Origin of the sequence: Pseudanabaena sp. UWO311 (assembly GCF_006937785.1) — a bacterium.
In the GTDB taxonomy this organism is placed as follows: Bacteria; Cyanobacteriota; Cyanobacteriia; order Pseudanabaenales; family Pseudanabaenaceae; genus Pseudanabaena.
The window spans coordinates 60,305-86,055 of record NZ_SJEE01000007.1 but is presented as its reverse complement, the minus strand read 5'-3'; the positions used below and the strand labels follow the sequence as shown (position 1 = coordinate 86,055).

Genomic DNA, 25,751 nt, shown 5'->3' with positions numbered 1-25,751 from the left:
TAAGGGGGATTGAGGGGGATATTTAGAAGCTAGCGCCATCAGCAAATTGATATTTAATTAAAGGAGAATTTTAAAATGAGTAGTTTTGTTTCAGTTGATCAAGTCGAAAGAACTTTCCCCTTAGGCGGTGGCAAAGAATATATTGCGCTTAAAGGAATTGATTTACATATTCAGAAAGGTGAATTTATTTCCCTGATCGGTCACTCTGGCTGTGGGAAATCCACTTTACTAAATATGATCGCAGGATTAGACCTACCCACTGGCGGAGTCGTCATGCTCGAAGATGAGCGCGTATCCCGTCCAGGTCCCGATCGCATGGTGGTATTTCAGAACTATTCACTTTTGCCTTGGCTATCGGTACGCGACAATGTGGCTCTGGCTGTAGATGAGGTTCTATCGAATTTACCGAAAGATGAGCGCCATGCTTTAGTTGAGCGTTATGTAAACATGGTGGGGCTAGCCCATGCGATCGATAAGCCGCCCACACAGCTATCGGGTGGTATGCGTCAGAGGGTTGCGATCGCTCGCGCTCTTGCAGTCAGACCAAAACTACTTCTCCTTGATGAACCCTTCGGAGCTTTGGATGCATTAACCCGTGGCAATCTGCAAGAGAAATTAATGCAGATTTGTAATGAAGACCAAATTACGGCAGTAATGGTTACGCATGATGTCGATGAAGCGGTATTGTTAAGCGATCGCATTGTTATGCTCACCAATGGGCCATCTTCAAAAATTGGCGGCATTTTGGAAGTAGATATTCCTCGTCCTCGCCAAAGACTAGAAGCTGTTAAGCATCCTAGCTATTACAGCTTACGCAGCGAAATTATCTATTTCTTAAATCAACAGAAGCGTGTTAAAAAGCTCAATGCACGCACCGTAACTACAGTTGCTCGGCACGGATTGGAAAAAGTTAATCTAGAGATTGGCTTCGTTCCCTTAACTGCTTGTGCGCCGATCGCTGTGGCTAAGGAAAAAGGTTTCTTTCAAAAGCATGGACTGGATGAAGTCTCTCTTGTCCGCGAAACCAGCTGGCGCGGCATTGTCGATGGTATCGCAGGTGGCTATCTAGATGCTGCACAAATGCCTTCAGGCTTACCAATGTGGATGACCCTCGGCGGTGCTGGCGCATGTAAACCAATTGTGACTGCGCTGACCATGACTCGTAATGGTAACGCGATTAGCCTCGATCGCCGCTTTTACGATCAAGGAGTTCATACGCTTAGCGATTTCAAAAATCTTCTACAAGACACACGCGATCGCTCTCACCGCATGGGTGTAGTCCATCCATCTTCAATGCATAATCTGCTCCTGCGCTACTGGTTAGCCGCAGGCGGTATCGACCCCGATCACGATGTCGAGCTAAAAACAATTCCTCCCGCCCAAATGGTAGTTGACCTCAAAGCAGGTAGTATCGATGGTTTCTGTGTCGGTGAACCTTGGAACTTCCGCGCCGCGATGGAAAATATCGGCTTTACCGTTGCCACTGACTTAGAAATTTGGCAAGGACACCCTGGCAAGGTTCTCGGTGTGCGCGAAGATTGGGCTAATGCCTATCCAAATACCCACATCGCTCTCGTCAAGGCTTTACTAGAAGCCTGTATGTATTGCGCCGATCCCAACAATTCAGAAGAGATTCGCCAGATCCTCTCTCGTCGCGCCTATGTCAGTACGAATGTTAATTACATCCATTTAGGTAATCCTGATGATGTCACCTGTGCGATCGACACCCCGATGCGCGAACCTGCTCACCACCAATTCTATGGTGCTGGTGTCAATCGCCCTAGCCGTTCTGAACATCTCTGGCATATTACCCAGATGGCACGTTGGGGCGATGTTCCTTTCCCCCGCAACTGGGTAGAAGTGCTCGAAAAGAGCTGTCGCGTTGGAGTGTTCAGTACAGCAGCGCGTGAGCTTGGATTGACCGATATCACCTACAGCCGTAACGCGATTCAACTCTTTGACGACATTCCCTTTAACGCCGAAGATCCGATTGATTATCTCAATCATCTAGAGATTAAGCGCAATATCACGATGGCAGAGATTGGCATGGATTCTATGCGAATGGTTGCTTAAATGCGATCCCCCTCAATCCCCCTTAAAAAGGGGGAAGAAGAAAAAATTAATTCTCCCCCCTTTTTAAGGGGGGCTGGGGATCTAAATCTCAAACTTTAAGAACAAAATTAAAAAGTTAAAAAGAACATGACACAAACAACCCTTAACCCCACACCAGTCGCCACCATTCCTCCTCAAGAATCTTTCCTTCGCATTGAAAATGTTTCCAAAATTTATCCCACACCTAACAATGGACAATATGTAGTTCTAGATGGTGTAAATCTTCATGTCCAAGAAGGTGAATTTATTTGCCTGATCGGTCACTCTGGCTGTGGCAAATCTACTCTCCTAAATATGGTTGGTGGTTTCTCAAAACCATCGATCGGCGAAGTTTTAGTTAATGGCAAACTGATAACCAAGCCAGGGCCCGATCGCATGGTCGTATTCCAAGGTTATGCCCTCCTGCCTTGGCTCACAGTATACGAAAATGTCATGCTTGCAGTTGACTCGGTTAATCCAAATATGTCAAAAGGCGAGAAAAATGATATCGTCCGTCACCACCTCGCTATGGTCGGATTGAGTGAATCCGCCGAGAAAAAGCCAACTCAAATTTCAGGTGGGATGAAACAGCGCGTATCGATCGCTAGAGCCTTATCCATCCGTCCTGAAGTCCTTATCCTTGATGAACCATTTGGCGCTTTGGATGCAATCACCAAGGAAGAACTGCAAGAAGAACTCCTCCAAATCTGGACAGAACATCGCTGTACGGTATTGATGATCACCCACGATATTGATGAGGCTCTATTCTTAGCCGATCGCCTTGTCATGATGACCAATGGTCCCTCCGCACATATTGGTGAAATCTTAACGATTCCCTTTGCTCGTCCCCGCGATCGCGCCCAAATCATGGAAGATCCTTTATACTACGATCTGAGAAATACGGCTCTAGACTTCCTATATAACCGCTTTGCCCATGACGAGTGATGCCCTCACCCCTAGCCCCTCTCCCATAGGGAGAGGGGAACAAGATAACAGCATAAACTTTCGCGATCGCCTAGCGATAATCGCCACAATGCACCGTAAGGAATTAGCGATCGCGCCAATCTTACAAACATCGTTAGGCGTTATAGTTACCGTACCTCAAGATTTTGATAGCGATTTGTTTGGTACATTTACTCGCGATATTGATCGCCCTGCCAATCAAGTCGAAACCGCAAAACTCAAAGCCGAAAAAGTCTTAGAGATCATAGAAGCTGATTTAGCGATCGCTAGTGAAGGCAGTTTTTTCCCGCATCCCATGTTAGGTATTCCCTATAATCGCGAAATTGTTCTTTTGCTAGATAAAAAGCATAACTTCTCAGTTTATGGAGAATTCCTCTCAGCAGACACTAACTTTGGTCATCAAGAAATTTCTAGCTACTCGCAAGCCTATGATTTTGCAATGACAATTGGCTTTCCCGATCATGCGATCGTACTGATGCCAGATGCCAAGACCTCGGCAAAGGAGTCAATTTACAAAGGAATTAATTCAGAAGATTTGCTCAAAGAATCTGTCAATGAATTGCTGCAACAATCACCACAAATTCATATTGAAACAGATATGCGATCGCTCTACAATCCCACTCGTATGGGCAATATTGCCAAGGCTACTGAAGAGCTAGTACGGAAGTTACAGCAACTTTGTCCCCATTGTAATTTTGTGGATTTTGATGTGGTGAAAAAAATAAAGGGTTTGCCGTGTGAACTTTGCGGACTGCCCACCCAAGTTACTCGCGCTCATGTTTATCAATGCGATCGCTGCCAGTTTCAGCAAGAAGTTCTATTCCCAGATCAAGTTCAACTTGCCGATCCGATGTACTGCTCCTATTGCAATCCTTAAAGAACCAATTTTTTGTGGCGTGGCTTCGCCACGCCACAAAAAATTGGTTCTTTATTCAATCGCTTGTAAAACTACTTTGGGCGAGAGTTTATCCTTAAACCAAACTGTCAGAGCAGGTGTATCGCTTACTTTAACGCCCGCCTTCTCCAGATTTAGTCGTTCAGAAATCGCCAAAATCAAATTCTCACAATTAGCTTGCCGCACTTGTGAAAACTTCTTACGTAAGTATTCAGGTCGCCAATAGCCGACAATCTCTAATAAATAAGTCCGTCCATCGGGATGCACCAACCGAAAGTCAGGAATCATCACACTCCCAGGAATGGGAATTAAATCTACTTCTCTTTCTAACTTCCACTCAGTTTTTAATTCTGCCCAACGCTCTGCAAACGATGACTCGATCGCACTGTCATACATTTTGCCAGCAGGATAATGACTAACTAAGCCACAATCAGAATCGAGAGTGAATAAACCTGTCCGCTTTTGTTTTGAATAAGTATCTTTTTCAACGAGGGTGGCGTTGAGGCTCCATTTAGTGACATGGAGCAAAGCTGGTAGTAGCTTCGCGATCGCAAGTCCGTAACGGGTACTCGTCCCAAACAAACTCGTAGCACCATCCACGGTAATCGTAAAGCCATAATCGACATCACCTTCGATATAGGACATCAATTGAAATAGCTTGAGATAACGGAATAGTAGCTTATATTCCCCAGGATCATTACGATGGACTTTGAGCGTCATGTGACTTGCTCGATAGAAAATCCCTTGCACTTGCGAAAGATTGTAACGATGGATGAGAGCTTCAGGCGTAGGACTTTCAAATTCGGTCAGAATCCGATTCTCCATTAAATCGGCATAAAGTCCCGTTGTAATTTGTGAAGGTAAGACTTCACGCTTAAGTTCTTCAGTCAGGCTATCGGCAAGTTTGGTAAGGGTTTGCTTTGTAGCTTGCTGGCTAGGGATAACTTGAGCCGACAATTCAAAAATACGGCGGCGTAATTCCTGTGGTTCAAGGGGACTCACAATTTCAAAAGTACTAAAACTGGACTTGAGAATATGCGCCAATCCCCGCTTCACCCGATAATCTGGTGTGTCGCCTTCAAGTTCTTGCAATAGGCGATCGAGTTCACTCTGAGTCCCACCCTTAGCATTCTCAAAAATTGCGATTAGTTCTATTGCGATCGCTTGATGCTTCTGATCTACTTTTAATCTTTTCGGAACGACGGTTTCGCCATTCAGTCGATGCATCAGGAGTTCGCTAGGCAGCATAAAAGAAAAGGCTTATAGATTAGTTACAGCAATTATCGTTCAAACGAACCATAAGAAATTTTTTGAAAGTGCTGCAAAGCAACACTTTCAAAAAATTTCTTGGTTTGGGTTTGGTCGCAAAGCGCTGTATTATGCAGCATCTAGAGCGATCGCATTGATTGTGTCCATAATTTCGCGGAAACTTGCTAGCCCTGCTTCGATGTTTTCGATGATTTCGTTGGCGAGAATGTCAGGATCGGGCAGATTATCGAGATCGGCGAGGCTTTTGTCTTTGAGCCAGAAGATATCGAGGTTGGTTTTGTCTCGCGCCATGATTTCGTTATAGCTAAATTTGCGCCAACGTCCTTCGGGTTGAGATTCTGACCAAGTTTCGCTGCGGTGATGGCGATTGGTGGGATTGTAGCAATCAATAAAAGGCTGGAGGTCTGATAGTTTGAGGGGATTTTTCTTGAGGGTGTGCTGGACATTGGTGCGGTAGTCATAGATCCAGACTTCCTTTGTCCAAGGTTCTTTGGCGGCGGGTTTGTTGTCAAAAAAGAGAACGTTTGCCTTGACTCCTTGGGCGTAAAAGATACCTGTGGGTAGTCGCAAAATCGTATGTAAATCCGTAGTTTTCATCAACTCTTTGCGAACGGTTTCGCCTGCGCCACCTTCAAAGAGAACGTTATCTGGTAAGACAACGGCGGCTTCACCGTTGATTTTGAGGAGGGTACGGATATGTTGCAGGAAGTTGAGTTGTTTGTTGGAAGTGGTTGCCCAAAAGTCTTGACGGTTATAGCTGAGGTCTTGTTTTTCCTGTTCCCCTGTTTCGTTGGTGATGGTCATGCTGCTTTTTTTGCCAAAGGGAGGATTGGCTAAAACGTAGTCCACGCGAATTCCACTATCGGCAATCAGGGCATCGTTGGGAGAGATAAAGCTTTCGCCATCGATTTCGCCGATGTTGTGCAGAAACATATTCATGAGGCTGAGGCGGCGAGTACTGGCGACGATTTCGTTACCTGAGAAGGTGCGGTTTTTGAGAAAGGCTTTTTGCTCGCGGTCTAGGGAATGATGGGCTGTGATGTAGTCGTAGGCGGCGAGGAAAAAGCCACCTGTGCCACAGGCGGGATCGTGGATGGTTTTGCTGGGTTGCGGATTGACGCAGGCGACCATTGCTTTGATTAAGGCTCTGGGGGTGAAGTATTGTCCTGCGCCGCTTTTGGTGTCTTCGGCGTTTTTCTCTAGCAGTCCTTCGTAAATGTTGCCTTTGACATCGGTTCCCACCATTGTCCATTGCTCTTTGGCAATCATGTCGATGATTTTGAGCAGTTTTGATGGGTCTTGGATTTTGTTTTGCGATTTGGTGAAGATTTGTCCTAATGTGCCTTTTTCAGTGGCAAGCGATCGCAACATTTGGATGTAATAGGTTTCTAGTTCTGCGCCGCGTTTGTTGCTGTTGAGGGTTTCCCAGTTACAAAGTTCGCCATTGGCGATTTCGTTGTTTTCAGAATCTTTGATGCGTGGAAATTTGATGGTTTTGCTGTAGGGCGGTTTGGACATTTCGTCTGCCATTTTCAGAAATAGCAGGTATGTAATTTGTTCGAGGTAGTCGCCATAGCTCACGCCGTCATCACGGAGGATGTTGGCGAAGTTCCAGACTTTGGAGATTAGGTTTGATTCGTTACTCATGTTTACGGATTATTTTTACTAGCTATTACTTGACTTGGTTTCCACCGTCCCCGATCAGTTCTATCTAAATCTTTATCAAAACTGACAATTACAGCTTTCTCAATCTCAGCAGCAACGTATTGATATGCGTCATCGAAATCCAGATTGAAGTTATCCATGACTTCCACTAATCTTTCCATTTGGTTAGGAGGGACACTAACTATTAGGACTTCTCCATCTATGAGGACATCTTGGACAAACTGAACAAAAACATCTCTTTGTTGTAAGCGATCGCAAATAACCCCTATGGAATGCAAACTGAAATCTGTTATACATATTTCTGCTAGATCCAGCATATTTAGCATTTTTGCTACGGTTTTAGCTTGTCGTTGTCCTAATAGTTCTTCTAGCCAGATATTTGTATCCAAAAGAAACATTAGCTGGATCTCCAGTCGTTAGCTAAATGCTGTAAGTCAACGGATGTATAGGTTTCTGCTTTGAGTTTTCCTGCCCAGTCTTGGCGCAGTTTTCGCTTGGGGCGTTGTTGAGACTTGTTTAAAAGTGATTCTACGAATGCTTTTACCTCGATTTTGAGGTTGGGGGGCAATTCTTGAATTATTTCTTCCAATGGTTTTGTGGCGTTATTCATAACTTTTTTTATTCAGAGATTTATTGGCTATTTTCGCTTGATTGCAATTCTTTTAAAAAATTTGAGTCAGGCTGACAATTCTGGATAATTATCATACTAAATTCAGTCTCTCCCATTTGTGTGATTAGGCTGTCTAAGGCTTGTCCCGCAGTTTTGCCTATGCTTTGTTTGTCTCCCGCGATCGCACGGTAGGATTTTTCGCCATTGATGCTAGAAATAGGCAAAATTGCTACGGTTGTCATTGGTTTAACTTGGTGAGCTTGGTGTTTTAAATTATAGTTCAGCGATCGCTAAGATATTTTCTCGCTTTTCTCTTAATTGGTTGATTAGCATATAGTTACCTCTTAGTTTTGCTATTTTTTTTAACTTTTTCCAATAGTTTTGCAGCAGGTTCCCAGTCGGGTTGTTGGCGACAGTTTTGGAGTTCGTCTTGGCTGAGGAGTTTGCCTTCAAAGGCTTTTTTGAGGATGCTTTGTCGCAATGCTTGGGCTTTTTCTAGGCTTTGATCGATCGCTTCGTTAAGTTTGTCGCAGACTGATAGACGGGTTTCAATTTCTTGGACAATTTGGGTTTGTTCTTCTAAAGATGGAACAGGAATTTCAATATTCAAATACCTTACTTGTGTAAGATTTAGTCCACTATCATTTCCACCTGTTTTAATTTCTTCTATTTTATGAATATAGGTTAGAGAGTTCATCAGATATTCAAAATATGTAGGCAAAATGATTTTGTTTTTCACTCTAAGTCTATAAACTTTGTCACAGTTAATTAGTTTAGGTCTTGTTTTTCTTACTAAGCAACAAATTCCAACTCTAACTCTTGGTCCAGCACGAGTAATTAAGATATCGTTTACTTTTATCTCGTGTTGTTCTCTGGGTATCAAATTATCAGGAAGAATTTTATTTTCTTCTTCAATAAATTTCCCAGATTGAATGGCTGAAGTTTTTATTACAGCCCATTCATTTATATCTTTTGAAGATTCCTCCCTACATTTTGGACTCCATCCTTGTGACAATCCATCAATGACATTCGATATTTTTTGTAGAGATCTATCAACAACCGCTAAGTTTAGTACAGTAAAGCGATAGATTTCTAGTTTGGATTTGGCGGTTTTGAGGTTGGCTATGCCGTTGTCTAGTTCGCTGAATAGTTGCTCGATTTTTGAAGCGATCGCGCTTTGTTCAGGCAGTGGCGCAAAAGGAATAGTAATCTTTTTTAAAGTATTTAAATAGATTCCTTTTTGCGCTGTACCTTTTGATTGCTCTTTAAAAAATGATTGAATTGATGGTGATCTTAAAGCAAAAGAAATATATTTTGAATTTAGCCCCTCTAATTTTATTAGTGCTACACTTCTTTGCAAAGTAAATTTTTTAATATTTTGAGGAACTACTGCACTTCGCCCAATTGTTCCAACAATAGTTAATAAAATATCTTCAGGCTCAACATTGGCTCGTTTACATTCTGATTCAAATTCAACAGGATCTATTAACCGATAATTATCAAAAACAATTTTGTCATCAAGAATATTAGTAGCACTTAACATTGGTAAGCCGACATCTTGTTTTTTAGGTGGATTATGAGAGCCATCTGTAATTTTTGAAGTAATATCCCCTAATTCAACCTCAATCCAATCTTCTCTCATCATCAACAACCTAACTTATCGCCCAAAATTCCCGACAATTGCCTAAAGATTATAGATTATCAGCGACTTAGAGACAAAAGATTAAATATTCAAGCACAAAACCTATAAAAGCGCAGATCTCCGACTTTTTCTTTGCAACCAAAGATTTCTTTTGCTTGTCACCCAAAAAGTCGGAGATCTCAATCTCTGCATTATCGCCACAATCTCTATACAACATTCACCAAAAAAAACAACCCGCAGCAATAGGCGAACATCAAAAACATCTCATCAGACAAATAACATATACTCAAAAATAATCCCTACGCTGAATGAGTCATGACAACCCTAACCGTCACCCTCCCCGAAGCACTGACCAAATATCTACAAGAACAAATCGCATCAGGACATTACAACAACACCGACGATTATATTCAAACCCTGATCCAACAAGACCAAGTCCGCAAAACATACCTTGAACCGCTAATCCTCGAAGGCATCGCTTCAGGAGACGCAACCCCAATGAAAACCAGCGATTGGGACACAATCCGTCAAGCTGTCCGTAAAAACTATAGCGATCGCGCTCAAAATGGCTAATCTCAACAAACGTCCGATCATCATTCAAGATCTGATTGCCCACGCAACCTACATCAGTCTTGAAAGTTTAGATGCTAGCGATCAATTTTTGTACGCAGCCGAAGCCACATTTCAACGCATTGCCCAATTTCCAGCGATCGGCAAACTAAGCGGCTTTAGCAATCCCAAACTAGAGCAAATACGCCAATACCAAATCAAAGGATTCTCAAAATACATCATTTTCTATCAAATTCAAAACCCTGAAAATGTAGAAATCATTAGAGTCCTTCATGGTTCTCAAAATCTTGAATTTATTCTCGATCCTGAGTAAGCAATAGATGCTTACTTTGTTGTTTTATCCCCGCTAAATTAATTTCCTTCATTTCCAAAGCGAAAATAATTGTTATTAATTTCGTTAATAAGGGATAGCTAGTAAGTCTATATTAACGAAAGAGGATGGTTTTCGTTAATAACCACCAAAAACAAACAATATTTTCATTCAACAAAATTTACGCCGCCAGCGCCTCATTTAACTCCTCAATAATCTCCCCCATCCCATCGCCAAAAAGCTGATACATCCGACCTCTGCCACCCTCGCGATCGAACGGCGTATAGTCCAGATCATCCAACTCCACATGAAAACTCATCACCACATGATCCTTCAACATCCTTAACCAACTCATCTGCTCCTCCGTAAACTTCAACGCACCCGCCTGCTTACCAAACACCCAAGTTTGAAAATTTTTGTCCACCGTCTTGTCATAAGCTGTCAAACCCTGATCCAAACCAGTCACCCGCCTGATCAATGACACCAGCGCCACTAGCTCATTTTTAGGACTATCAACACGCAATCCTTCCAACTGCGCGTAAGCCTCCCACACATACACAGGCGCAAGCATCGGCTTATCTAATTTCAGACGTTCTAACACCTCCTTAATCATCTTAAAAGTCAACTCCCTCCGTTGATAGGGCTGACCATAAAACAAACTCAAAGCCGTGATTTCGTCCCTATTTGCCGCAATATAATCCGCAAAATCCTGTACCACCGACTCCGCCTTCTCCGTCGAAAAAGCATCAAACTCTGACTTCAAAATCCGATCCTGATTGATAGTATCGATAATCTGCTCATGAACTTTCCACAAATTATCAATATAAGTATTCAACTCTCCATTGAAATTTGCTGAGGCTAAATCCGCTAACTCAGACTGAGCTTGCTTTTTGGCTGACTCTTCTAATGCAGGAGTGCGATCGCCCACTGCAATCTCATTCATCAAAGCCATAGTTTTCTCTGCGATCGCATCAGGATCGAAGGCACTCAATAAGTCCTTAACCACCGAGTTAATATGCTTTCCGCCTGATAATTCTGCAAACTTCATCTGCTCAGATTCCGTTAACTGTTTATCCAGACGCAGCAACCGATTTGCCAAAGTCAAAAATAAATCCTCATCCTGCGCCCCGATCGCCACAGCATTCAATAAATCCTTTAGCGGTACGCTCGGCTTACGCTCCAAGGGTCGGCTATCGGTTTTCTTGGACTTGATCGCGCCTACAGCATCGACAATCACAAAATGGGTTTTCGTATATTTAGCTGTGCGTGTCACTCTTTGCAAATCGTCAAAAGCGATCGTTCTCGTTCCTCTTCCCTTCATTTGCTCAAAATAATTCACACTCTTGACATCACGCATAAACAGCAACACTTCCAACGGTTTCACATCCGTTCCTGTGGCGATCATATCTACCGTTACCGCAATGCGTGGATTCCATGAATTACGGAATCGATTTAAAACTGATTTTGGATCTTCAGCGTTATACGTCACCTTTTTACAGAACTCATTGCCCTCACCAAATTCCTCACGCACGATCGCAATAATATCTTCAGCATGGCTATCCGTCTTCGCAAAAATCAGCGTTTTCGGAACTTCGTACTCACCATTAGCCTCAATGCGATCGGGGAAAATATCGGCTTTTAAGGCGCGTTTAAATTCCTGAATGATCAACCGAATTTGATTGGGATTGACCACATCCTTATCAAGCTTATTCGACTTATATTCGTAATCTTCATCCAGTCGCTCCCAACGCTTTTTCCGAGAGAGTTTCTCGCGCTTATCGATGTACTGCTCCGCCTTCAGTTTTGCGCCATTTTTCGTAATTTCCGTCTCAATCGTATAGACGTTATACGGCACATTCACCCCATCTGCGATCGACTCCTCATAGGTGTATTCGCTCACCACATTTTGATTAAAAAAGCCAAACGTGCGCTTGTCAGGCGTAGCCGTCAGCCCAATCAAAAAAGCATCGTAATATTCCAACACCTGCTGCCAAACGTTATAAATGGAGCGATGACATTCATCGATAATGATGAAATCGAACTGCTCGATGAAGTTCTTAATGGAATAACTCACAGGCAGAGGTTCTTTTTTCTGCCAACTCGATTCATTAGGATTCATCTCTTCGGCAGATTCTTCCAATTCCTTCCCCTGCAAAATCGAATAGAGTCGCTGAATTGTGGAAATACAAACCTGACTATCAGAGGCAATATAGCTAGAACTCAAACGCTGCACATTATAAAGCTCCGTAAACTTGCGATTGTCATCGGTCGGCTGATATTTCAAAAACTCCTGTTCGGCTTGTTCTCCTAAATTCTTGGTATCCACTAAAAATAAAATTCGCTTGGCTCTGGCGAACTTCAACAACCGATACACAAAAGTACAAGCCGTAAAAGTTTTACCCGCCCCCGTTGCCATCTGGATCAAGGCTCTGGGACGATTGGCTTTAAATGATGCTTCCAGATTAGCGATCGCCTTAATTTGAGCAGGGCGTAAACCTTCAGGATCTAATTCAGGGATTTTATTTAAGCGCGATCGCAAAGTTTCAGGCTGAGCAAACCACTCTGATAAGGTTTCAGGACGATGAAAGTGAAAAACTGGACGCGATCGCGGCTTCGGATCGCGATAATCGGTAAATCTGGTTAAAGCGCCCGTACTTTCATAAACAAAGGGCAGAGGATCATTCTTTAAATACTTCAGTTTACTGACTGCATAATACTTCGACTGCTCCTCATGGGCGGTGAGTTGCTCCCCTGCTTCTTCACGCTTAGCCTCGATAATGCCAACGGGTTTCTTATCCACAAACAACGCATAATCGGCAATTCCCGCATCAGTCTGATATTCCCTAACCGCCACCCCTTTATTCGCCGCGAGATTCACCTTGTTCTTTGACTGCACCACCCATCCAGCCAAAATCAACATACTGTCGATTTGATCTCTCGCGATTTGTTCGGGATTTTGGTTTGACATTATATTTTTAGTCAAATAACATCTAAATTATAGCTCTAGAGGGCTTTTAGCCGAAATGCTAACTTATAGGAAGTGTATTTATCGTCAGGAGCATTAATTCTATGGCAGGTCAACTACTCACCCACAAATTCACCACGCAGCAATATCACCTCATGCATGAAGCTGGTGTTTTTGGGCATGGCGATCGCGTCGAGTTAATCAATGGAGAAATTACAGAAATGTCACCAATTGGCAGAAAACACGCGGCATGTGTCATTCGTGTAACCAAGCTGTTGCAAAAAAAACTGGACGATCTTGTTTTAGTTTCCGTTCAAAATTCAATTCGTTTAGATGATGGTTCAGAGCCTCAGCCTGATTTTGCTATTCTAAAGCCTCGTGATGATTTTTACGCGGAGGCTTTGCCCACACCTGCTGATATTCTGTTGATTATTGAGGTCGCAGACAGCACGATCGCTTACGATCGCGAAGTCAAGATGCCACTGTATGCGGCGGCGGGGATTCCTGAGATGTGGTTGTTTGATGTAAATGAGCAGGTAATTTTCGGATATTCACAGCCAGCAACAAGGGGGTATAAGAAAATGCAGCGTTATGAACAAGATGATAATTTTTTTATGCTTGCCTTTCCCGATATCAGTTTTTCATGGCAAGAATTGTTTTAAAACCAATAAGATCAGAGGTGATGCAAAGCATCACCTCTGATCTTATTGGTTTTATATATGATGATTCGATATTTGCCTCTTGTGGTGGGCACAGTGGGCGGCTTAGCACTATTAGCTAATCGGATGGTGACGGCAAATCTCACTGCTAGTCAGTCACGGGCTGATGCCTTGGGGGTCTTATTAAGTGCGGTTTTAATTTTGATTGGGTTGTTATGGCAGCAAGTGCAACCAAAATCGCCCGAAGCAGTGATTTTAGTAGGCGAAGAAGGATTGGAAATAGATGAAAATCTACCAGAGGCAGTTAAAACAGAACTCGCTTGGGCAACGCATATCTTACTTACCAATACAGTTACACAATCAGTAGCCATCTATTACGATCGCCAAACTATTCTCCGCAGAGGCATTTTAGGCAAGAGCAATCAGGTAAATATTGGCACGATCGCGGCAAGGGTGATGAAAACCCAAAAGCCAATTTATCTGGTCAAACTAGAGCTTTATCCTGGTCGGGTGGAGTTTGACTATCTCCCCGAAAATACTCAGGGTGTGATCGTGCAACCTCTAGGCGAAAAAGGAGTCATGGTTTTAGGAGCAAATATTCCGCGTAGCTATACTAAGCAAGATGAAAATTGGGTAACGGCGATCGCTGACAAACTCACCTATAATCTCGAAAAAATATCCTCATAAGATTATGCGAAATCACAAGCTAAACCATATTTTTACAACTGTTACATTATCTTCAATGCTCACGGCTACCTTAGTCTTACCTGCTTTTAATCAAGCGATCGCGCAGATTCCTCAAGAGAGCAGTGATGCATCCCAGCCCACAAAAACGAGTTCGCCAGTAATTTCCCAAGAAAAACGAGCTTTGATCAAAGAATTGCTAGAAATTACTGAATCCAGCAAAAATGCCCAACAAATCATGGATGCGATGGTAAGAGCCGAATTACCAAAATTAGTATCGACTATTCTCAAAAATGCTCCCGCGCTCGACAGCGATAGCCCAGAAGTTCAAAAGAAATTGACCGACATCGTTTCACGGATGGCTGGGAAATATCGCGATCGCGTGATCAAAAAAATTGATGTCAACCAATTGATCGATGAGGTGTCCTATCCAATTTACGACAAGTATTTTACGACCGCTGAATTGAGAGACATCATTGGCTTTTATAATTCGGAAACGGGCAAAAAGGCGATCGCTGTTCTGCCTCAGGTTATTGGTGACTCTATGAAACGCACCAATGAAATTTTGCTACCCAAAATGTCTAGCATTATGGCTGAAATCATTACTGAAGAGCTATTAAACGCATTGCCACGGAAATAATCAGCACAAAGCAATGTAACCGCCTTAGCGATTGCTATACTGTAATGCTGTAAGCACTTTGTTGCATTGACTACCCTTTCACGTATTTCAACTGTTACCCCTAAATTACAAAAGACGCATGGCACTTCTAGATCGACAAGGTCGTTTATTTGGCAAATTTAGCATTCTCGACATCGGTGCGATCGCCACGATCCTGATTGTCCTGATTGGCTTACTCATCGTTCCTGGCAACGGCGGCAGTTCGATCGCGCAAATGCTATCTGCTGAGAATAAGACCGTCCAAGTCGATATGAATGTGCGTGGTTTAAGTGCTACCGATCCTCAAAACCTTATCAAAATTGGCGACAAAGTAAAAATCATCATCCGTAATCAACCACGCGGTGAAGTCACCATCAAAAAAGTAGAAATCTCAACCCCAAAAATTGTCGCGGCAAAATCTGACGGCACTGCGGTTTATTTTGATGACCCTCGTGCTATCTCGACCTCTCAATCTGACCTTGCCATCACCCTCGAAGCAACAGCTCAAATCACTAATGATGGGGCTGTATTTGCCAATGAAAAGGTCAAAGTCGGTACTTCAATTGACATTGAAGGTCCGAAATATATTATTCGGGGTAGTGCAATGGCGGTGAGGTATTAATTATGCAACCCCCATTTCCCCAAGGCTTTGTACTTAAAGGTCGCTATGCAGTCCGAACAACAATTGGACAGGGTGGCATGGGGCGCACTTATCTAGCGCAAGACCTAGAGCGCTTTAATGAAACCTGTGTATTGAAAGAATTTATTCCTCCTCAAGATTCTCAAGAGGTGTCAGAAAAGGCTAAAGAGCTATTTCGACGAGAAGCATCGGTGCTTTATCAAATCCGCCATCCACAAGTGCCAGAATTTCGCGCAACCTTTGAGTCTGAAGGCAGATTACTCTTAGTCCAAGACTATGTGGAAGGTAAAAATTATCGCAATTTGTTACTCGATCGCCTCAAGGTTGGGCAGACATTCTCTGAGAATGAAATTTTTGCACTGATGCAGCAGCTTCTACCAGTGCTGAGTTACTTACATGGTCACAATATTATCCACCGCGATATTTCCCCTGAAAACCTGATGTTGCGATCGCAGGATAACTTACCTGTGCTGATCGATTTTGGGGTCGTGCAGGAAACCACCGCTAAACTAAACTCGCAGATGGGCATTCCCGCCTCAACCGTTGCAGGTAAAGCAGGCTATGCGCCTCCCGAACAATTACAGTCTGGCAACGCCTATGCTAATAGCGATCTCTATGCCCTTGCCGTAACTTCGATTGTTTTGCTAACTGGTCGCGAGCCATCAGAACTGTTTGATAGCATCAATCTGGCTTGGAATTGGCAACAGTTTGCCAATGTTAATCCTGCATTTGCAAGGGTAATCAACCAAATGTTGAGCTACAAGCCTACTAATCGCTATCGTTCCGCCGATGAGGTATCACAAGCAATGCAAGTTGCCCAAGCTTCTTTTTCGGGAGCAAAAACCTATGCGGTAGGGAGACAAGTGCCATCCAATGTCGCAGCAAATATCCCTCAAAGAACGGTGGTAGCTGGTGCTAGCAATCGCAATCCTGTCAACTACGGCACTCAAAATTCGCCTAATCGATCAACCAGTGGTGGCGGTGTCAACTGGTTTTTGGGGATTTTAATCATTTTGGTAGCTGGGGTTGGCTCATGGGCGATCACATCTTTCTTTTTTAGTCGTAATCGCGCTACTACCAATCCAACCGAAACTGCGATCGCTTCTCCCACGGCAACACCAAGCGTTGCCAATGTAAAGAATATCAACACCAGTCTTGAACTTAAGTCAGTGAGTGAAGGCTCAAATCGAGGCATTATTAGCGAGAAGATTTCGGCGGGACAAGTTGTCAATGTCCGTTTTAATGCCGAAAAAGATGATCTTCTTACGGTTTCGCTAAATGGTACAGATTTGCAAATGACCATCCAAAGCGATGATGTGAGCCTAGACCGCAAAGCAATTGACAATGCCACAGGATATTGGCAAGGTCGTTTGAAAAAGGATGGTGTGTACTACATCAAAATTAAAACTACTGGCACAAATGAAACCACTTATAAGCTCGAAGTTCAGTTAGATGCTCCAGTAAAAGCTCAACCGACACCAACCCGAACTCCTACGCCGAGTCCAACAGCTACGCCTACGGATAAGTCAACAACTACGCCCACTCCTAGTCCTTCGCCTACTTCTGGACAGCCTAATCCAACGCGATCGCCTGATCCCACTCCTACTGCTGTTCCTACCGAACCACCGCGATCGCCATCGCCAGTCCCTAACCCGACTGAGCCTGCCCCAGAACCAACCAAACCACTTACCTTTTAAATTAAATAGATAAGAATAGGCGGCGCTTCGCGCCGCCTATTCTTATCTATTTAGGACTACCAAATTAATGCAAACTGTAGATATCAAGTTCCAAAAGCTGCATCCAGATGCTCAAGTTCCTAGTTATGCCCATATCGGGGATGCTGGTGCTGATGTTTATTCAGTTGCTGAAGTTACACTACAGCCGCAGCATCGCGCTGCTATACCTACTGGATTAGCAGTCGATATTCCCATCGGTTACGAAATCCAAGTGCGTCCTAAGAGTGGACTGGCTCTCAAACATGGTATTACCGTTCTCAATTCGCCTGGGACTGTCGATGCTGGTTATCGTGGCGAGATTCAAGTGATTGTGATTAATCTGGGAACAGAAGCTTATACTTTCACCAAAGGTCAAAAGATTGCTCAGCTAGTACTAAAGCCAGTGCTTCAAGCGCAATATATTGAAGGAGAACTCAGAACTAGCGATCGCGGTATTGGCGGGTTTGGGAGTACTGGGTTAACTTAGACTTTACAAAGCCAAGAATTGGTGATGCGTGGCAAAGCAACGCATCACCAATTCTTGAAGGGAGTATGTATGTCAAGCGTTCATCAACCAAAGCTCATCATATTTTCTCAGCATGGAATGAGCGATACCAACCATGCAATGAACTCATTAGCTCATAAAGTTGCACCGCCACATTCGCATATCGTTGCGCCAAATCTAGGGTTTATTCAAACCCACTTTGAGATTGAACCTTTGATTCAAAAGGTTGAGCGATCGGCTGCACAAGCATTTTTCCAGTACCCTGATTTACCAGTCCGGATCGTGGCTACTTCTCTGGGAGGTGTGATTTGGATTGAGGTATTGTCTCGTCATCGAGAATGGTGGTCAAAAATTGAGTCTTTGGTACTGTTAGGTTCACCAATCGGCGGCGCAGATCTTGCCCGAATTATCGATCCTTTTGCATGGGGAATTGGGATGGCGAAACATCTTGGCAAAAATCGACGACCTCTAGCAGAGCAAATTACGGCAGAAGTGCCGACATTGGTAGTGGCAGGAAATATCGATAGCGATGGTACGGTCACAACTGAGTCTACAAAGTTAAAATACGCTCATTTTGTCTGCTTAAACGGTGTCAGTCACCCTGCGTTAAGGTTCGATCCTGCCGTGGCTGAAGCGATTCAAGAGTTTTGGGCTAAGCCTAGAGAAACTCTACCTGCGCCCAAAATCACTCTAACTTTAGAGTTAATAGAGCATTTTCGAGCTGTGAAAGGCATAACTGATGCTAATTCACGAGACTTCCGCCATGCTAAAACTATCTTTTCTTTTGCCGATGGAACTAGTCTGTACACTTGGAAAAATATTTTCGGTGTTGATCATATATTCATAGCTAATGCTGATGGAAAATGTCAATATGCTGGGTTTGTTGGCTGGGTAGACTCTGCTGGGCTGAAGAGAGCTACAGATGCAGCGATCGCAACATTTCGCTAACTATAGTGTGACCAGACAGAAACTCCTCAAAGCGCTGAATTACCCAAAGCTGTAAGGATGCGCCCCTGCGGGGCGCATCCTTACAGCTTTGGGTTTGAAATGAGTTATACCCATTTACTTACTGCACATGCAAAAGCGATAACTGATAGTAATTTTCTGCATGGGCGATCGCATTTTCTTGTTCTTCTTCCGAAAGCTCACGCATCACCTTCGCAGGTACACCTGCCACAACCACACCCGCAGGCACATTCTTAGTCACCACCGCACCCGCACCCACAATACTTCCTGCCCCAATTTTCACCCCTTCCAACAGGATTGCCCCCATTCCAATCAAGCAACCTCGCCCAATTTCCGCACAGTGAATCACCGCCCGATGTCCGATTGTCACATATTCGCCAATTACTAAAGGCTGGTCAGGATCACCATGCAAGATCGCCCCATCCTGAATATTCGTGCAATAACCAATCTCCATGCGATTGACATCCGCCCTAATTACCACCTTGTACCAAATATTCACGCGATCGCCGAGATGTACATCACCAATTAACACTGCATCACTAGCAATAAAAGCAGCGCGGGAACAGTCTGGGGTGGGTAGTTGTGAATAGGGAAGATGCATATTGTTTATTATTATGAGAGCGTGCTTAGCAGGCTCCTATAATAATAAACAATATGCCAGCCAATAACCTATGTCACAACCCCTCGATTTAGCCCAAACTCCAGCCCAGACTGAAGATTTATTGCTTTCGGTGCGTAATTTACAGGTTAGCTTTAGGGGCGATGAAGGGATCGTCCATGCTGTCAAAAATATTTCCTTTGACCTTGCTCAAGGACAAACTCTCGGCATTGTTGGTGAATCTGGCTCTGGTAAATCAGCAACAGCTTTAGCAATTATGGGCTTATTGGGGGAATCTGGCAAAATTACTAACGGGGAAGTTATATTTCGACCCAGTGGCGAAGTACCACTTGATCTAGTGCGCGTGTCGCCACAAAAAATGCTGAAATACCGAGGCGATCGCATATCGATGGTATTTCAGGAGCCAATGACATCGCTCAATCCCCTGTTTACTTGCGGCTATCAGGTGATCGAAGCAATTCGTCTGCATCAAAAGGTTTCCCAGCAGGAAGCTGAGACACGCACGATCCAACTATTTCAGGAAGTGCAATTACCCAATCCTGAGCAATTAATTGAACGCTATCCCCACGAGCTTTCAGGCGGACAGTTGCAGCGCGTGATGATCGCCATGGCGATCTCCTGCAATCCGCAGTTGATCATTGCTGATGAGCCAACAACGGCGCTAGATGTGACTGTGCAAGCGACAATTCTAGAGTTGCTCAAAGAAATTCAGCGATCGCGTCAGATGTCGATGATTTTTATTACCCATGATTTGGGGATTTTAGCTGCGATCGCGGATAAAGCGATCGTCATGAATCAAGGCGAAGTCGTCGAAAGTGGCGATACACAATCAATCTTCCAATCACCAAAACATCCTTATACCAAAGGTTTAATCGCCTGCCGTCCTCAAAGCGATCGCCAGTTGCGTCTATTGCCAACGGTGAGCGACTTTATGGAAATTCAAAATGGGCAAATGGTGGAGAAAGAACCCAATGATCCTCGTTATTTAGAGGTTGTACCACCTGAAGAAATTGCTGCTCGTCTAGCAGAATTGCAAAAGCAAGAACCAATTCTCTCAGTGCAGAATCTCAGAATTGAATTCCCCATTCGTAGCATTTTAGGACTCAAAAAACGCTATCTCGTCGCAGTAAATAATATTAGTTTTGATGTCTATCGGGGAGAAACCCTTGGACTAGTTGGGGAGTCGGGCTGTGGTAAAACTACCACGGGTAGAGCACTTCTAGGCTTAACCACTGGCGTGATGGGTTCAGTCAAATTTGAAGGACGTGAAATCTCCAAATTAAAAGGAGAAGCCCTACAAAAGTTACGCTGCGATTTGCAAGTCGTATTTCAAGATCCTTACGGTTCGCTAAATCCGCGTATGAGTGTCGGTGATGCGATCGCTGAACCTTTGATCGTTCATAGTCATCAAGAGCGCTTTGAAAGTTATCGCAAAGCTGAAGCCAGACGAGAAAGAGTTGCTTATCTGCTAGAGCGTGTGGGCTTAACTAAAAGCGCTATGCGTCGCTATCCTCATGAGTTTTCAGGTGGTCAGCGGCAACGTATTTGTATTGCCAGAGCCTTGGCGCTCAATCCTAAATTAATCATTGCCGATGAGCCTGTATCAGCGCTTGATGTGTCGGTACAAGCCCAAGTTCTCAATCTATTAAAGGAACTACAAGCAGAATTTGGATTAACTTATATTTTTATTTCCCATGATCTCGGTGTGGTCAAATTTATGAGCGATCGCATCATGGTCATGAACAAGGGCGAAATCGTCGAACTAGACACCGCTGAATCTATCTACACTAATCCCCAACAGCCATACACCAAAAAACTAATTAGTGCCATTCCCAAAGCTTTAGTTTTATCTCCCTAAAAGCCTATTGAACAGGGGCTCTTTGCGCCCCTGTTCAATAGGCTTTTAGGATTAGGATTAGTATTATCCTCCTGTATATGTTTACTCCCTTCCCACCAAAGAAATAGAAATATAAAACCAATAAATAACGAGGCGGGGCTTTGCCCCGCCTCGTTATTTATTGGTTGGGAAGTGACTAGCAAATTCTTTGAAGGAAAATCTACCTAGCATCTACATATACCAATTCACAAAATTGTCGTCACACTTTTGTGAATTGGTATTAGTCTAATTCATTGGCAAATACGGCTGCGATCGCCTGTTTTGCATCACTGCGAAATTCCTGCACATTCACACGACTGAGTAAGACTACAGCAATAATCATCACGACAGCCTCACAGACAAACACAAAACTATAGGCATAGATGGGAATACTAAAGATTTTCTTGCCAATATCCAGCACAATGCCGCCTGAAAGCGTGGCAATACCTCTAGCGATCGCCTGAGACAATCCCCAAGCACCGATAAATGTCCCTGCGGTTTCGGCAGCTGTGAGATCGAGCATGAGACTCAATGCGCCTGAAGTCGTAATTCCTGAAGCAAATCCAAAAAGAGCGAGAGCTACTTGCAAGACAATAGTTTTTTGAGTGAAGCCTGCAATCAATAGCAAACCACAGCTAGCCGCAACTAAGTAACAACCTAATTTTGTAGAATTTTCTTTGCCAAGACGCGGCACAATGAGAAATCCTGAAGAACTTAAACCAATGAGCGTACCTGTTCCGAAAGCTGCATTAAGCTGGGTAGTCGCACAAATGCTCATTCCAAATACTGCGCCGCCAAATGGTTCCATAATCGCATCTTGCATAAAAATGCCGATGGTCATCATTAGCAAAAATGAGAAGAATAAACCAGTCTGTTTACTAGCAGTTAATACGAGCAAAGCCCTACCAAGACTGAGTTTATCTTCTGTGGCGGTAGTTCCATTGAGAATATGATTTTGAGCAACACGCAATTTGTATCGAGAATATTTTTGCTCAACGCCATAGGTTGCAAAAAAAGACAGTCCAACTACGGCAACAGGAATGATGATGAATACAAAATTAATTGCTTTTTGCAGCTGAGCAAGGCGATCGCTATTTGCATAAATTGACACATCACTAGGCGGCGCACCAGTACAGGGCAGAAGTCTTGAAACTGCGATCGCGCCAATCACAATGCCCACCATGAGCATCGACCAGACGATCCCAACTAATTTTGAGCGATCCTCTTCATCGGATATATCCACTAACAATGCTGCAAAAGGAGTGGAACTAAAACTAATTGCCATTCCATAAATAGCGAACATTGCACCAAGCAAAACTGCCCATGCATAGGTAATTCCATTCCAGCCAATCTCATGAACGCTAAGTCCCAACTTCCACATTACCTGTGTAAGCAAAAAGGCAATGATCGCAAACACCACTGCTCCAATCCAGACATATCCTGAGCGATGCGTTCCAAATATAGTTTTAGCGTCGGAGGTCTGCCCAAACCAGACTCGCGTCGGTGACACAAATAGAGGCATGGCAATAAACCCTGCCGCGAGGGTGGCAGGAATTGTCAATTCGTTGATCATCAGGCGATTAAGCAGCCCAGCAATCAGCAAAGACATAATCCCTAAGCCCATTTGAAATAATCCGATCCGAAACATCTGGATCAGTGGCAGTTTAGGCGGCAGTTCGTCTAAATTTGCGGTATCCACTTGGTTATTCATCGTTTGCGATTGAAATTTTAAAAATCAATAAAAATATTATTATTCACTTTAGCACTAAGAGCAGAAAGCCTCGCTCTGTAAAGGTTTAAATAAAAGACTGCACAAAGTACTGTCTTTTATTTATAAACTTCCGCAGAATTGCGCTAGCCGATCGCAAAACAAGTTCATAGACTCTAAATCAATCTTGGTTTGTTTTGTGGTGGTGCTTCGCACCACCACAAAACAAACCAAGATTATTAACTTGAGATGCAAGTAGATCTATGAATATTTTTTTGAGAAGCTCAAACTTTTTATTAGCCTGTAGCCTCGTTCTTAGCTTTAGCAGCAATGTCTATGCGAAAGATATCTATGCGAATGATTTACCGCAAAGCTCTGAGTCAAACAAACCAATTAATATCCAAAGCAAGCAAATCAAGCAAGAAAAAACCAAGCAAAATCTGAATGCGCAATTACTCATAGCTGCTCAAAATGGCAACACCAAGGAAGTGCGATCGCTAATTTCCCAAGCAACCGATGTCAATGTCCGCGATGAATATGGCTGGACACCAATCCTATGGGCGGCAATGAATGGACATACTGATGTGGTGCGAGTGTTGTTAGTGTCAGGCGCAAATCCAAATACACGCAATAAGTATGGCTGGACTCCGCTGATGTGGGCTGCTGGTCAAGGCTATGGTGAAATTGTGCGATCGCTAATTGCATCAGGTGCGCGCCTAAATGCACAGGATCGCAATGGCTGGACAGCGATGATGTGGGCATGGGATGGCAATCATCAAGAGACTGTCGCAATTTTGCGAAGTGTCGCAAACGACTAATAATCCCAATTCACAGAAGTGTTGTCACACTTTTGTAAATTAAAAACCAAACCCTGTAAGGGTTTGGTTTTTAATTTGTTTATTTAAGGTCATTTCTCGTCAAGAATTTCCCAATGCTCAGACATAAGTTGGGCTTTACCCCCTTTAATTACCCCTTGCAAAGAGGGAAAACTAGAAATCTTGTTCCCTCTCCTTTGCAAGGGGAGGGTTAGGGTGGGGTAAATTTTAAATGAGAAATCACCTAAGTTCAGTTTGATCTTTTAGTAAAGGTTCTTCTGCCACAAGAAACTGTTGTGGAATACCGATCTCAATTCCCTCTTGCTCCATAATTAACTTGAGCCGAAGACGGAATTCCCTTGCCACAGACCATTGTTGAAGCGGTTGTGTCTTAATCCAGATCCGAATTAACATTCCTGAATGTTGCAAATCATCAATACCAAGCACTTCAGGAGGTTCAATAATTTTGGCACGCCAAATGTGCTCTTGATAAATCTCTTGGGCTAATTTTCGTAAGACATCTAAAGCAAGATTGGGATTCGTGTCATATGCAACCCGAATCGTCAGATCCACCCTAGCCCAGTCTTTGGATAGATTCTGGACAATCGCAATAGAGCTATTAGGAATCGTAATCAGTTGACCTTCATTGTTACGGATTTGGGTAATTCGCAGATTCATATTTTCGACTAATCCTCCTAATTCGCCCACTGCGATCACATCGCCGACTGCATACTGATCTTCCAAAATAATCAAAAATCCATTAATTACGTCCTTAATTAATCCCTGAGCCGCAAAGGAAATCGCGATGCCGACAATTCCCGCACCTGCTAACAGTGGAATTAAGTCAAATCCTATAGCAGAGAGGATTGCTAGGGCTCCTAGTCCAACCAAAACGATCGCAGTAATATTTTTGAGAACTTGCGACACCGTAGATACTCTTAGATCTAACCTTTGGTATGGCTTCAACATCGCAAAATCCTTAGCCTTCAGAAATCCTGAGAAGCGATCAATCAGAAGGTTGCTGATCCGAATTAATAAATAAATCCCGAAGGCGATCGCGGCAATTTGGAGAGGAGTCGAGAGCAAGAAAGATTGAATCCAACGACTATATGGAAATAGTCCCAAAATGATAAAGCTACCACCACCGACAAGAGCTAAATAGCTCAGTTGTAGAGCCCGTCGTTGAAGATCACTGAGGTTAGCTCGTTGTTTTTGGTTTAGTTGTTGTTCCAAATCCGTAACAGCGACTGCATCAAGATAAGGTGGAGCAGTATGTTGAATCTGTGCCTCAATCGTTTCCTGCTTTAGCTTTAATCGCCCCTGCCAGTGAACGATTGCTCGCATCCCAAGGAGCATTGTCAGAATAATTCCAGATGCTATTAACCCACGATTAATTAAAAATTGGGGTTGGCGCTCTTGTCTAGCTCGAACTAAAGCATCTCGGAGAACTTGAGCAATCTGATTCGCCCAGCCGATCGGATCTCGACCTTGTAGTTGAGCATCTATAGTCGTCACGGTCATTAGATAGCGATCGTTAATAGCAATTACTGGTTGATCGCTCTTTGGATCAATGCTGCTAACTACTTGCAAAGTATCAGGCTCAAAGTTGCTATTAGCAATACGATGCAGTTCATCTTCTATCCCCTGTACTCGTTGCTCTAGAGGGAATCTTTGATTAAAAGTTGGAGCTGCTAACACAAACAGTTGATAGCCATCAAGTTTGACTACAGCATGATCAATTTTGGGCACATTGGCAGCACTTTGACCAGTTAACCAATTTAATTTTAAAAATTCAGATTGCCCCCAAACGCTTTGACCAGTCGAAAAAATTAGCGATAGTGCGATCGCTAAAATACATAAAACAGAAGCATGTAAACATTTTTTCCAAAAGTGGAATTTGGATTGGATTGAATGGTTGGACATAGA

Annotated in this window: 24 protein-coding genes; 14 read left to right on the top strand and 10 right to left on the bottom strand. The window is 43.5% G+C overall.

The window, feature by feature from the left end; genetic code table 11:
* Positions 1 to 75: 75 nt before the first annotated feature.
* The 3 genes from PseudUWO311_RS07950 to PseudUWO311_RS07940 all read left to right on the top strand — a co-directional run bounded on the left by PseudUWO311_RS07950 (position 76) and on the right by PseudUWO311_RS07940 (position 3,931).
* On the top strand, positions 76 to 2,073 hold the full coding sequence (locus PseudUWO311_RS07950; RefSeq protein WP_142654666.1) for a nitrate ABC transporter ATP-binding protein: 1,998 nt from the start codon (positions 76 to 78) through the stop codon (positions 2,071 to 2,073).
* 126 nt (positions 2,074 to 2,199) lie between these two features.
* Positions 2,200 to 3,036: a nitrate ABC transporter ATP-binding protein gene (locus PseudUWO311_RS07945; RefSeq protein WP_142654665.1), complete on the top strand. Its 837-nt coding sequence runs from the start codon at positions 2,200 to 2,202 to the stop codon at positions 3,034 to 3,036.
* Positions 3,026 to 3,931: a DUF6671 family protein gene (locus tag PseudUWO311_RS07940; RefSeq protein ID WP_190303434.1), complete on the top strand. Its 906-nt coding sequence runs from the start codon at positions 3,026 to 3,028 to the stop codon at positions 3,929 to 3,931. Before PseudUWO311_RS07945 ends, PseudUWO311_RS07940 begins: the two co-directional genes overlap by 11 nt.
* 51 nt (positions 3,932 to 3,982) lie before the next feature.
* Here the strand turns inward: PseudUWO311_RS07940 and PseudUWO311_RS07935 are convergent, their stop codons facing one another.
* From PseudUWO311_RS07935 to PseudUWO311_RS07910, 6 genes are all read right to left on the bottom strand, one after another.
* On the bottom strand, positions 3,983 to 5,197 hold the full coding sequence (locus tag PseudUWO311_RS07935) for a DUF790 family protein (RefSeq protein WP_142654664.1): 1,215 nt from the start codon (positions 5,195 to 5,197) through the stop codon (positions 3,983 to 3,985).
* A gap of 129 nt (positions 5,198 to 5,326) precedes the next feature.
* The gene (locus PseudUWO311_RS07930; protein ID WP_142654663.1) at positions 5,327 to 6,865 is read right to left on the bottom strand and encodes a class I SAM-dependent DNA methyltransferase; all 1,539 of its coding nucleotides are present in this window, start codon (positions 6,863 to 6,865) and stop codon (positions 5,327 to 5,329) included.
* Between the two features lie 2 nt (positions 6,866 to 6,867).
* Positions 6,868 to 7,281, bottom strand: coding sequence for a PIN domain-containing protein (locus tag PseudUWO311_RS07925; RefSeq protein WP_223807495.1), 414 nt, complete (start codon positions 7,279 to 7,281; stop codon positions 6,868 to 6,870).
* Entirely contained in the window at positions 7,281 to 7,493 is a 213-nt protein-coding gene (locus PseudUWO311_RS07920) for a DUF2281 domain-containing protein (RefSeq protein ID WP_142654661.1), read from the bottom strand. The genes PseudUWO311_RS07925 and PseudUWO311_RS07920 overlap by 1 nt, the downstream gene beginning before the upstream one ends.
* A gap of 20 nt (positions 7,494 to 7,513) precedes the next feature.
* A complete protein-coding gene (locus PseudUWO311_RS07915) occupies positions 7,514 to 7,735 on the bottom strand; it encodes a hypothetical protein (protein WP_142654660.1) in 222 nt (73 codons plus the stop codon).
* A gap of 95 nt (positions 7,736 to 7,830) precedes the next feature.
* Positions 7,831 to 9,138: a restriction endonuclease subunit S gene (locus PseudUWO311_RS07910; RefSeq protein ID WP_142654659.1), complete on the bottom strand. Its 1,308-nt coding sequence runs from the start codon at positions 9,136 to 9,138 to the stop codon at positions 7,831 to 7,833.
* Between the two features lie 312 nt (positions 9,139 to 9,450).
* On the opposite strand from PseudUWO311_RS07910, the gene PseudUWO311_RS07905 reads away from it, so the two are divergent.
* Complete coding sequence (locus PseudUWO311_RS07905; RefSeq protein ID WP_142654658.1) at positions 9,451 to 9,708, top strand: type II toxin-antitoxin system ParD family antitoxin; 258 nt, start codon at positions 9,451 to 9,453, stop codon at positions 9,706 to 9,708.
* The gene (locus tag PseudUWO311_RS07900) at positions 9,701 to 10,018 is read left to right on the top strand and encodes a type II toxin-antitoxin system RelE/ParE family toxin (protein ID WP_142654657.1); all 318 of its coding nucleotides are present in this window, start codon (positions 9,701 to 9,703) and stop codon (positions 10,016 to 10,018) included. The genes PseudUWO311_RS07905 and PseudUWO311_RS07900 overlap by 8 nt, the downstream gene beginning before the upstream one ends.
* A gap of 178 nt (positions 10,019 to 10,196) precedes the next feature.
* Here PseudUWO311_RS07900 and PseudUWO311_RS07895 read toward each other — a convergent pair whose 3' ends face one another.
* Positions 10,197 to 12,983 (bottom strand): DEAD/DEAH box helicase family protein, encoded by a 2,787-nt coding sequence (locus PseudUWO311_RS07895; protein ID WP_142654656.1) that lies wholly within the window; start codon positions 12,981 to 12,983, stop codon positions 10,197 to 10,199.
* 101 nt (positions 12,984 to 13,084) lie between these two features.
* Here PseudUWO311_RS07895 and PseudUWO311_RS07890 point away from each other — a divergent pair, with 101 nt between their 5' ends.
* The 7 genes from PseudUWO311_RS07890 to PseudUWO311_RS07860 all read left to right on the top strand — a co-directional run bounded on the left by PseudUWO311_RS07890 (position 13,085) and on the right by PseudUWO311_RS07860 (position 18,789).
* Positions 13,085 to 13,642: a Uma2 family endonuclease gene (locus PseudUWO311_RS07890; RefSeq protein ID WP_142654655.1), complete on the top strand. Its 558-nt coding sequence runs from the start codon at positions 13,085 to 13,087 to the stop codon at positions 13,640 to 13,642.
* Between the two features lie 60 nt (positions 13,643 to 13,702).
* Positions 13,703 to 14,326 (top strand): cofactor assembly of complex C subunit B, encoded by a 624-nt coding sequence (locus tag PseudUWO311_RS07885; protein WP_142654726.1) that lies wholly within the window; start codon positions 13,703 to 13,705, stop codon positions 14,324 to 14,326.
* A gap of 4 nt (positions 14,327 to 14,330) precedes the next feature.
* Positions 14,331 to 14,963 (top strand): DUF2059 domain-containing protein, encoded by a 633-nt coding sequence (locus tag PseudUWO311_RS07880; protein WP_142654654.1) that lies wholly within the window; start codon positions 14,331 to 14,333, stop codon positions 14,961 to 14,963.
* 118 nt (positions 14,964 to 15,081) lie between these two features.
* On the top strand, positions 15,082 to 15,603 hold the full coding sequence (locus PseudUWO311_RS07875) for a DUF4330 domain-containing protein (RefSeq protein WP_142654653.1): 522 nt from the start codon (positions 15,082 to 15,084) through the stop codon (positions 15,601 to 15,603).
* A 2-nt stretch (positions 15,604 to 15,605) separates the two neighbouring features.
* Positions 15,606 to 17,318: a serine/threonine-protein kinase gene (locus PseudUWO311_RS07870; RefSeq protein WP_142654652.1), complete on the top strand. Its 1,713-nt coding sequence runs from the start codon at positions 15,606 to 15,608 to the stop codon at positions 17,316 to 17,318.
* A 67-nt stretch (positions 17,319 to 17,385) separates the two neighbouring features.
* Positions 17,386 to 17,823, top strand: a complete 438-nt coding sequence (gene dut, locus PseudUWO311_RS07865; protein WP_142654651.1) for a dUTP diphosphatase — start codon at positions 17,386 to 17,388, stop codon at positions 17,821 to 17,823.
* Between the two features lie 69 nt (positions 17,824 to 17,892).
* Positions 17,893 to 18,789: an alpha/beta fold hydrolase gene (locus PseudUWO311_RS07860; RefSeq protein WP_142654650.1), complete on the top strand. Its 897-nt coding sequence runs from the start codon at positions 17,893 to 17,895 to the stop codon at positions 18,787 to 18,789.
* A 118-nt stretch (positions 18,790 to 18,907) separates the two neighbouring features.
* Here PseudUWO311_RS07860 and PseudUWO311_RS07855 read toward each other — a convergent pair whose 3' ends face one another.
* Entirely contained in the window at positions 18,908 to 19,408 is a 501-nt protein-coding gene (locus PseudUWO311_RS07855) for a gamma carbonic anhydrase family protein (RefSeq protein WP_142654649.1), read from the bottom strand.
* A 70-nt stretch (positions 19,409 to 19,478) separates the two neighbouring features.
* On the opposite strand from PseudUWO311_RS07855, the gene PseudUWO311_RS07850 reads away from it, so the two are divergent.
* Positions 19,479 to 21,284 (top strand): ABC transporter ATP-binding protein, encoded by a 1,806-nt coding sequence (locus PseudUWO311_RS07850; RefSeq protein ID WP_142654648.1) that lies wholly within the window; start codon positions 19,479 to 19,481, stop codon positions 21,282 to 21,284.
* Between the two features lie 259 nt (positions 21,285 to 21,543).
* On the opposite strand, the gene PseudUWO311_RS07845 is transcribed toward PseudUWO311_RS07850, so the two are convergent.
* Positions 21,544 to 23,013 carry a BCD family MFS transporter gene (locus tag PseudUWO311_RS07845; RefSeq protein ID WP_142654647.1) on the bottom strand — a complete coding sequence of 490 codons (1,470 nt, stop codon included), beginning with the start codon at positions 23,011 to 23,013 and terminating at the stop codon, positions 21,544 to 21,546.
* Positions 23,014 to 23,273: 260 nt separating this feature from the next.
* Here PseudUWO311_RS07845 and PseudUWO311_RS07840 point away from each other — a divergent pair, with 260 nt between their 5' ends.
* Complete coding sequence (locus PseudUWO311_RS07840) at positions 23,274 to 23,828, top strand: ankyrin repeat domain-containing protein (RefSeq protein ID WP_142654646.1); 555 nt, start codon at positions 23,274 to 23,276, stop codon at positions 23,826 to 23,828.
* Positions 23,829 to 24,065: 237 nt separating this feature from the next.
* Here PseudUWO311_RS07840 and PseudUWO311_RS07835 read toward each other — a convergent pair whose 3' ends face one another.
* Entirely contained in the window at positions 24,066 to 25,748 is a 1,683-nt protein-coding gene (locus tag PseudUWO311_RS07835; RefSeq protein WP_142654645.1) for a mechanosensitive ion channel family protein, read from the bottom strand.
* Between the last annotated feature and the right edge of the window lie 3 nt (positions 25,749 to 25,751).

Bases quoted from the DNA above. Each gene is read 5' to 3' on its own strand.
- PseudUWO311_RS07920 (WP_142654661.1), bottom strand. From the start codon at position 7,493: ATGAATAACGCCACAAAACCATTGGAAGAAATAATTCAAGAATTGCCC.
- dut (WP_142654651.1), top strand. From the start codon at position 17,386: ATGCAAACTGTAGATATCAAGTTCCAAAAGCTGCATCCAGATGCTCAA.
- PseudUWO311_RS07900 (WP_142654657.1), top strand. From the start codon at position 9,701: ATGGCTAATCTCAACAAACGTCCGATCATCATTCAAGATCTGATTGCC.
- PseudUWO311_RS07895 (WP_142654656.1), bottom strand. From the start codon at position 12,983: ATGTCAAACCAAAATCCCGAACAAATCGCGAGAGATCAAATCGACAGT.
- PseudUWO311_RS07880 (WP_142654654.1), top strand. From the start codon at position 14,331: ATGCGAAATCACAAGCTAAACCATATTTTTACAACTGTTACATTATCT.
- PseudUWO311_RS07890 (WP_142654655.1), top strand. From the start codon at position 13,085: ATGGCAGGTCAACTACTCACCCACAAATTCACCACGCAGCAATATCAC.
- PseudUWO311_RS07845 (WP_142654647.1), bottom strand. From the start codon at position 23,013: ATGAATAACCAAGTGGATACCGCAAATTTAGACGAACTGCCGCCTAAA.
- PseudUWO311_RS07835 (WP_142654645.1), bottom strand. From the start codon at position 25,748: ATGTCCAACCATTCAATCCAATCCAAATTCCACTTTTGGAAAAAATGT.
- PseudUWO311_RS07930 (WP_142654663.1), bottom strand. From the start codon at position 6,865: ATGAGTAACGAATCAAACCTAATCTCCAAAGTCTGGAACTTCGCCAAC.
- PseudUWO311_RS07950 (WP_142654666.1), top strand. From the start codon at position 76: ATGAGTAGTTTTGTTTCAGTTGATCAAGTCGAAAGAACTTTCCCCTTA.
- PseudUWO311_RS07870 (WP_142654652.1), top strand. From the start codon at position 15,606: ATGCAACCCCCATTTCCCCAAGGCTTTGTACTTAAAGGTCGCTATGCA.
- PseudUWO311_RS07935 (WP_142654664.1), bottom strand. From the start codon at position 5,197: ATGCTGCCTAGCGAACTCCTGATGCATCGACTGAATGGCGAAACCGTC.
- PseudUWO311_RS07940 (WP_190303434.1), top strand. From the start codon at position 3,026: ATGACGAGTGATGCCCTCACCCCTAGCCCCTCTCCCATAGGGAGAGGG.
- PseudUWO311_RS07925 (WP_223807495.1), bottom strand. From the start codon at position 7,281: ATGTTTCTTTTGGATACAAATATCTGGCTAGAAGAACTATTAGGACAA.
- PseudUWO311_RS07860 (WP_142654650.1), top strand. From the start codon at position 17,893: ATGTCAAGCGTTCATCAACCAAAGCTCATCATATTTTCTCAGCATGGA.
- PseudUWO311_RS07915 (WP_142654660.1), bottom strand. From the start codon at position 7,735: ATGACAACCGTAGCAATTTTGCCTATTTCTAGCATCAATGGCGAAAAA.
- PseudUWO311_RS07840 (WP_142654646.1), top strand. From the start codon at position 23,274: ATGAATATTTTTTTGAGAAGCTCAAACTTTTTATTAGCCTGTAGCCTC.
- PseudUWO311_RS07945 (WP_142654665.1), top strand. From the start codon at position 2,200: ATGACACAAACAACCCTTAACCCCACACCAGTCGCCACCATTCCTCCT.
- PseudUWO311_RS07850 (WP_142654648.1), top strand. From the start codon at position 19,479: ATGTCACAACCCCTCGATTTAGCCCAAACTCCAGCCCAGACTGAAGAT.
- PseudUWO311_RS07885 (WP_142654726.1), top strand. From the start codon at position 13,703: ATGATTCGATATTTGCCTCTTGTGGTGGGCACAGTGGGCGGCTTAGCA.
- PseudUWO311_RS07905 (WP_142654658.1), top strand. From the start codon at position 9,451: ATGACAACCCTAACCGTCACCCTCCCCGAAGCACTGACCAAATATCTA.
- PseudUWO311_RS07910 (WP_142654659.1), bottom strand. From the start codon at position 9,138: ATGATGAGAGAAGATTGGATTGAGGTTGAATTAGGGGATATTACTTCA.
- PseudUWO311_RS07875 (WP_142654653.1), top strand. From the start codon at position 15,082: ATGGCACTTCTAGATCGACAAGGTCGTTTATTTGGCAAATTTAGCATT.
- PseudUWO311_RS07855 (WP_142654649.1), bottom strand. From the start codon at position 19,408: ATGCATCTTCCCTATTCACAACTACCCACCCCAGACTGTTCCCGCGCT.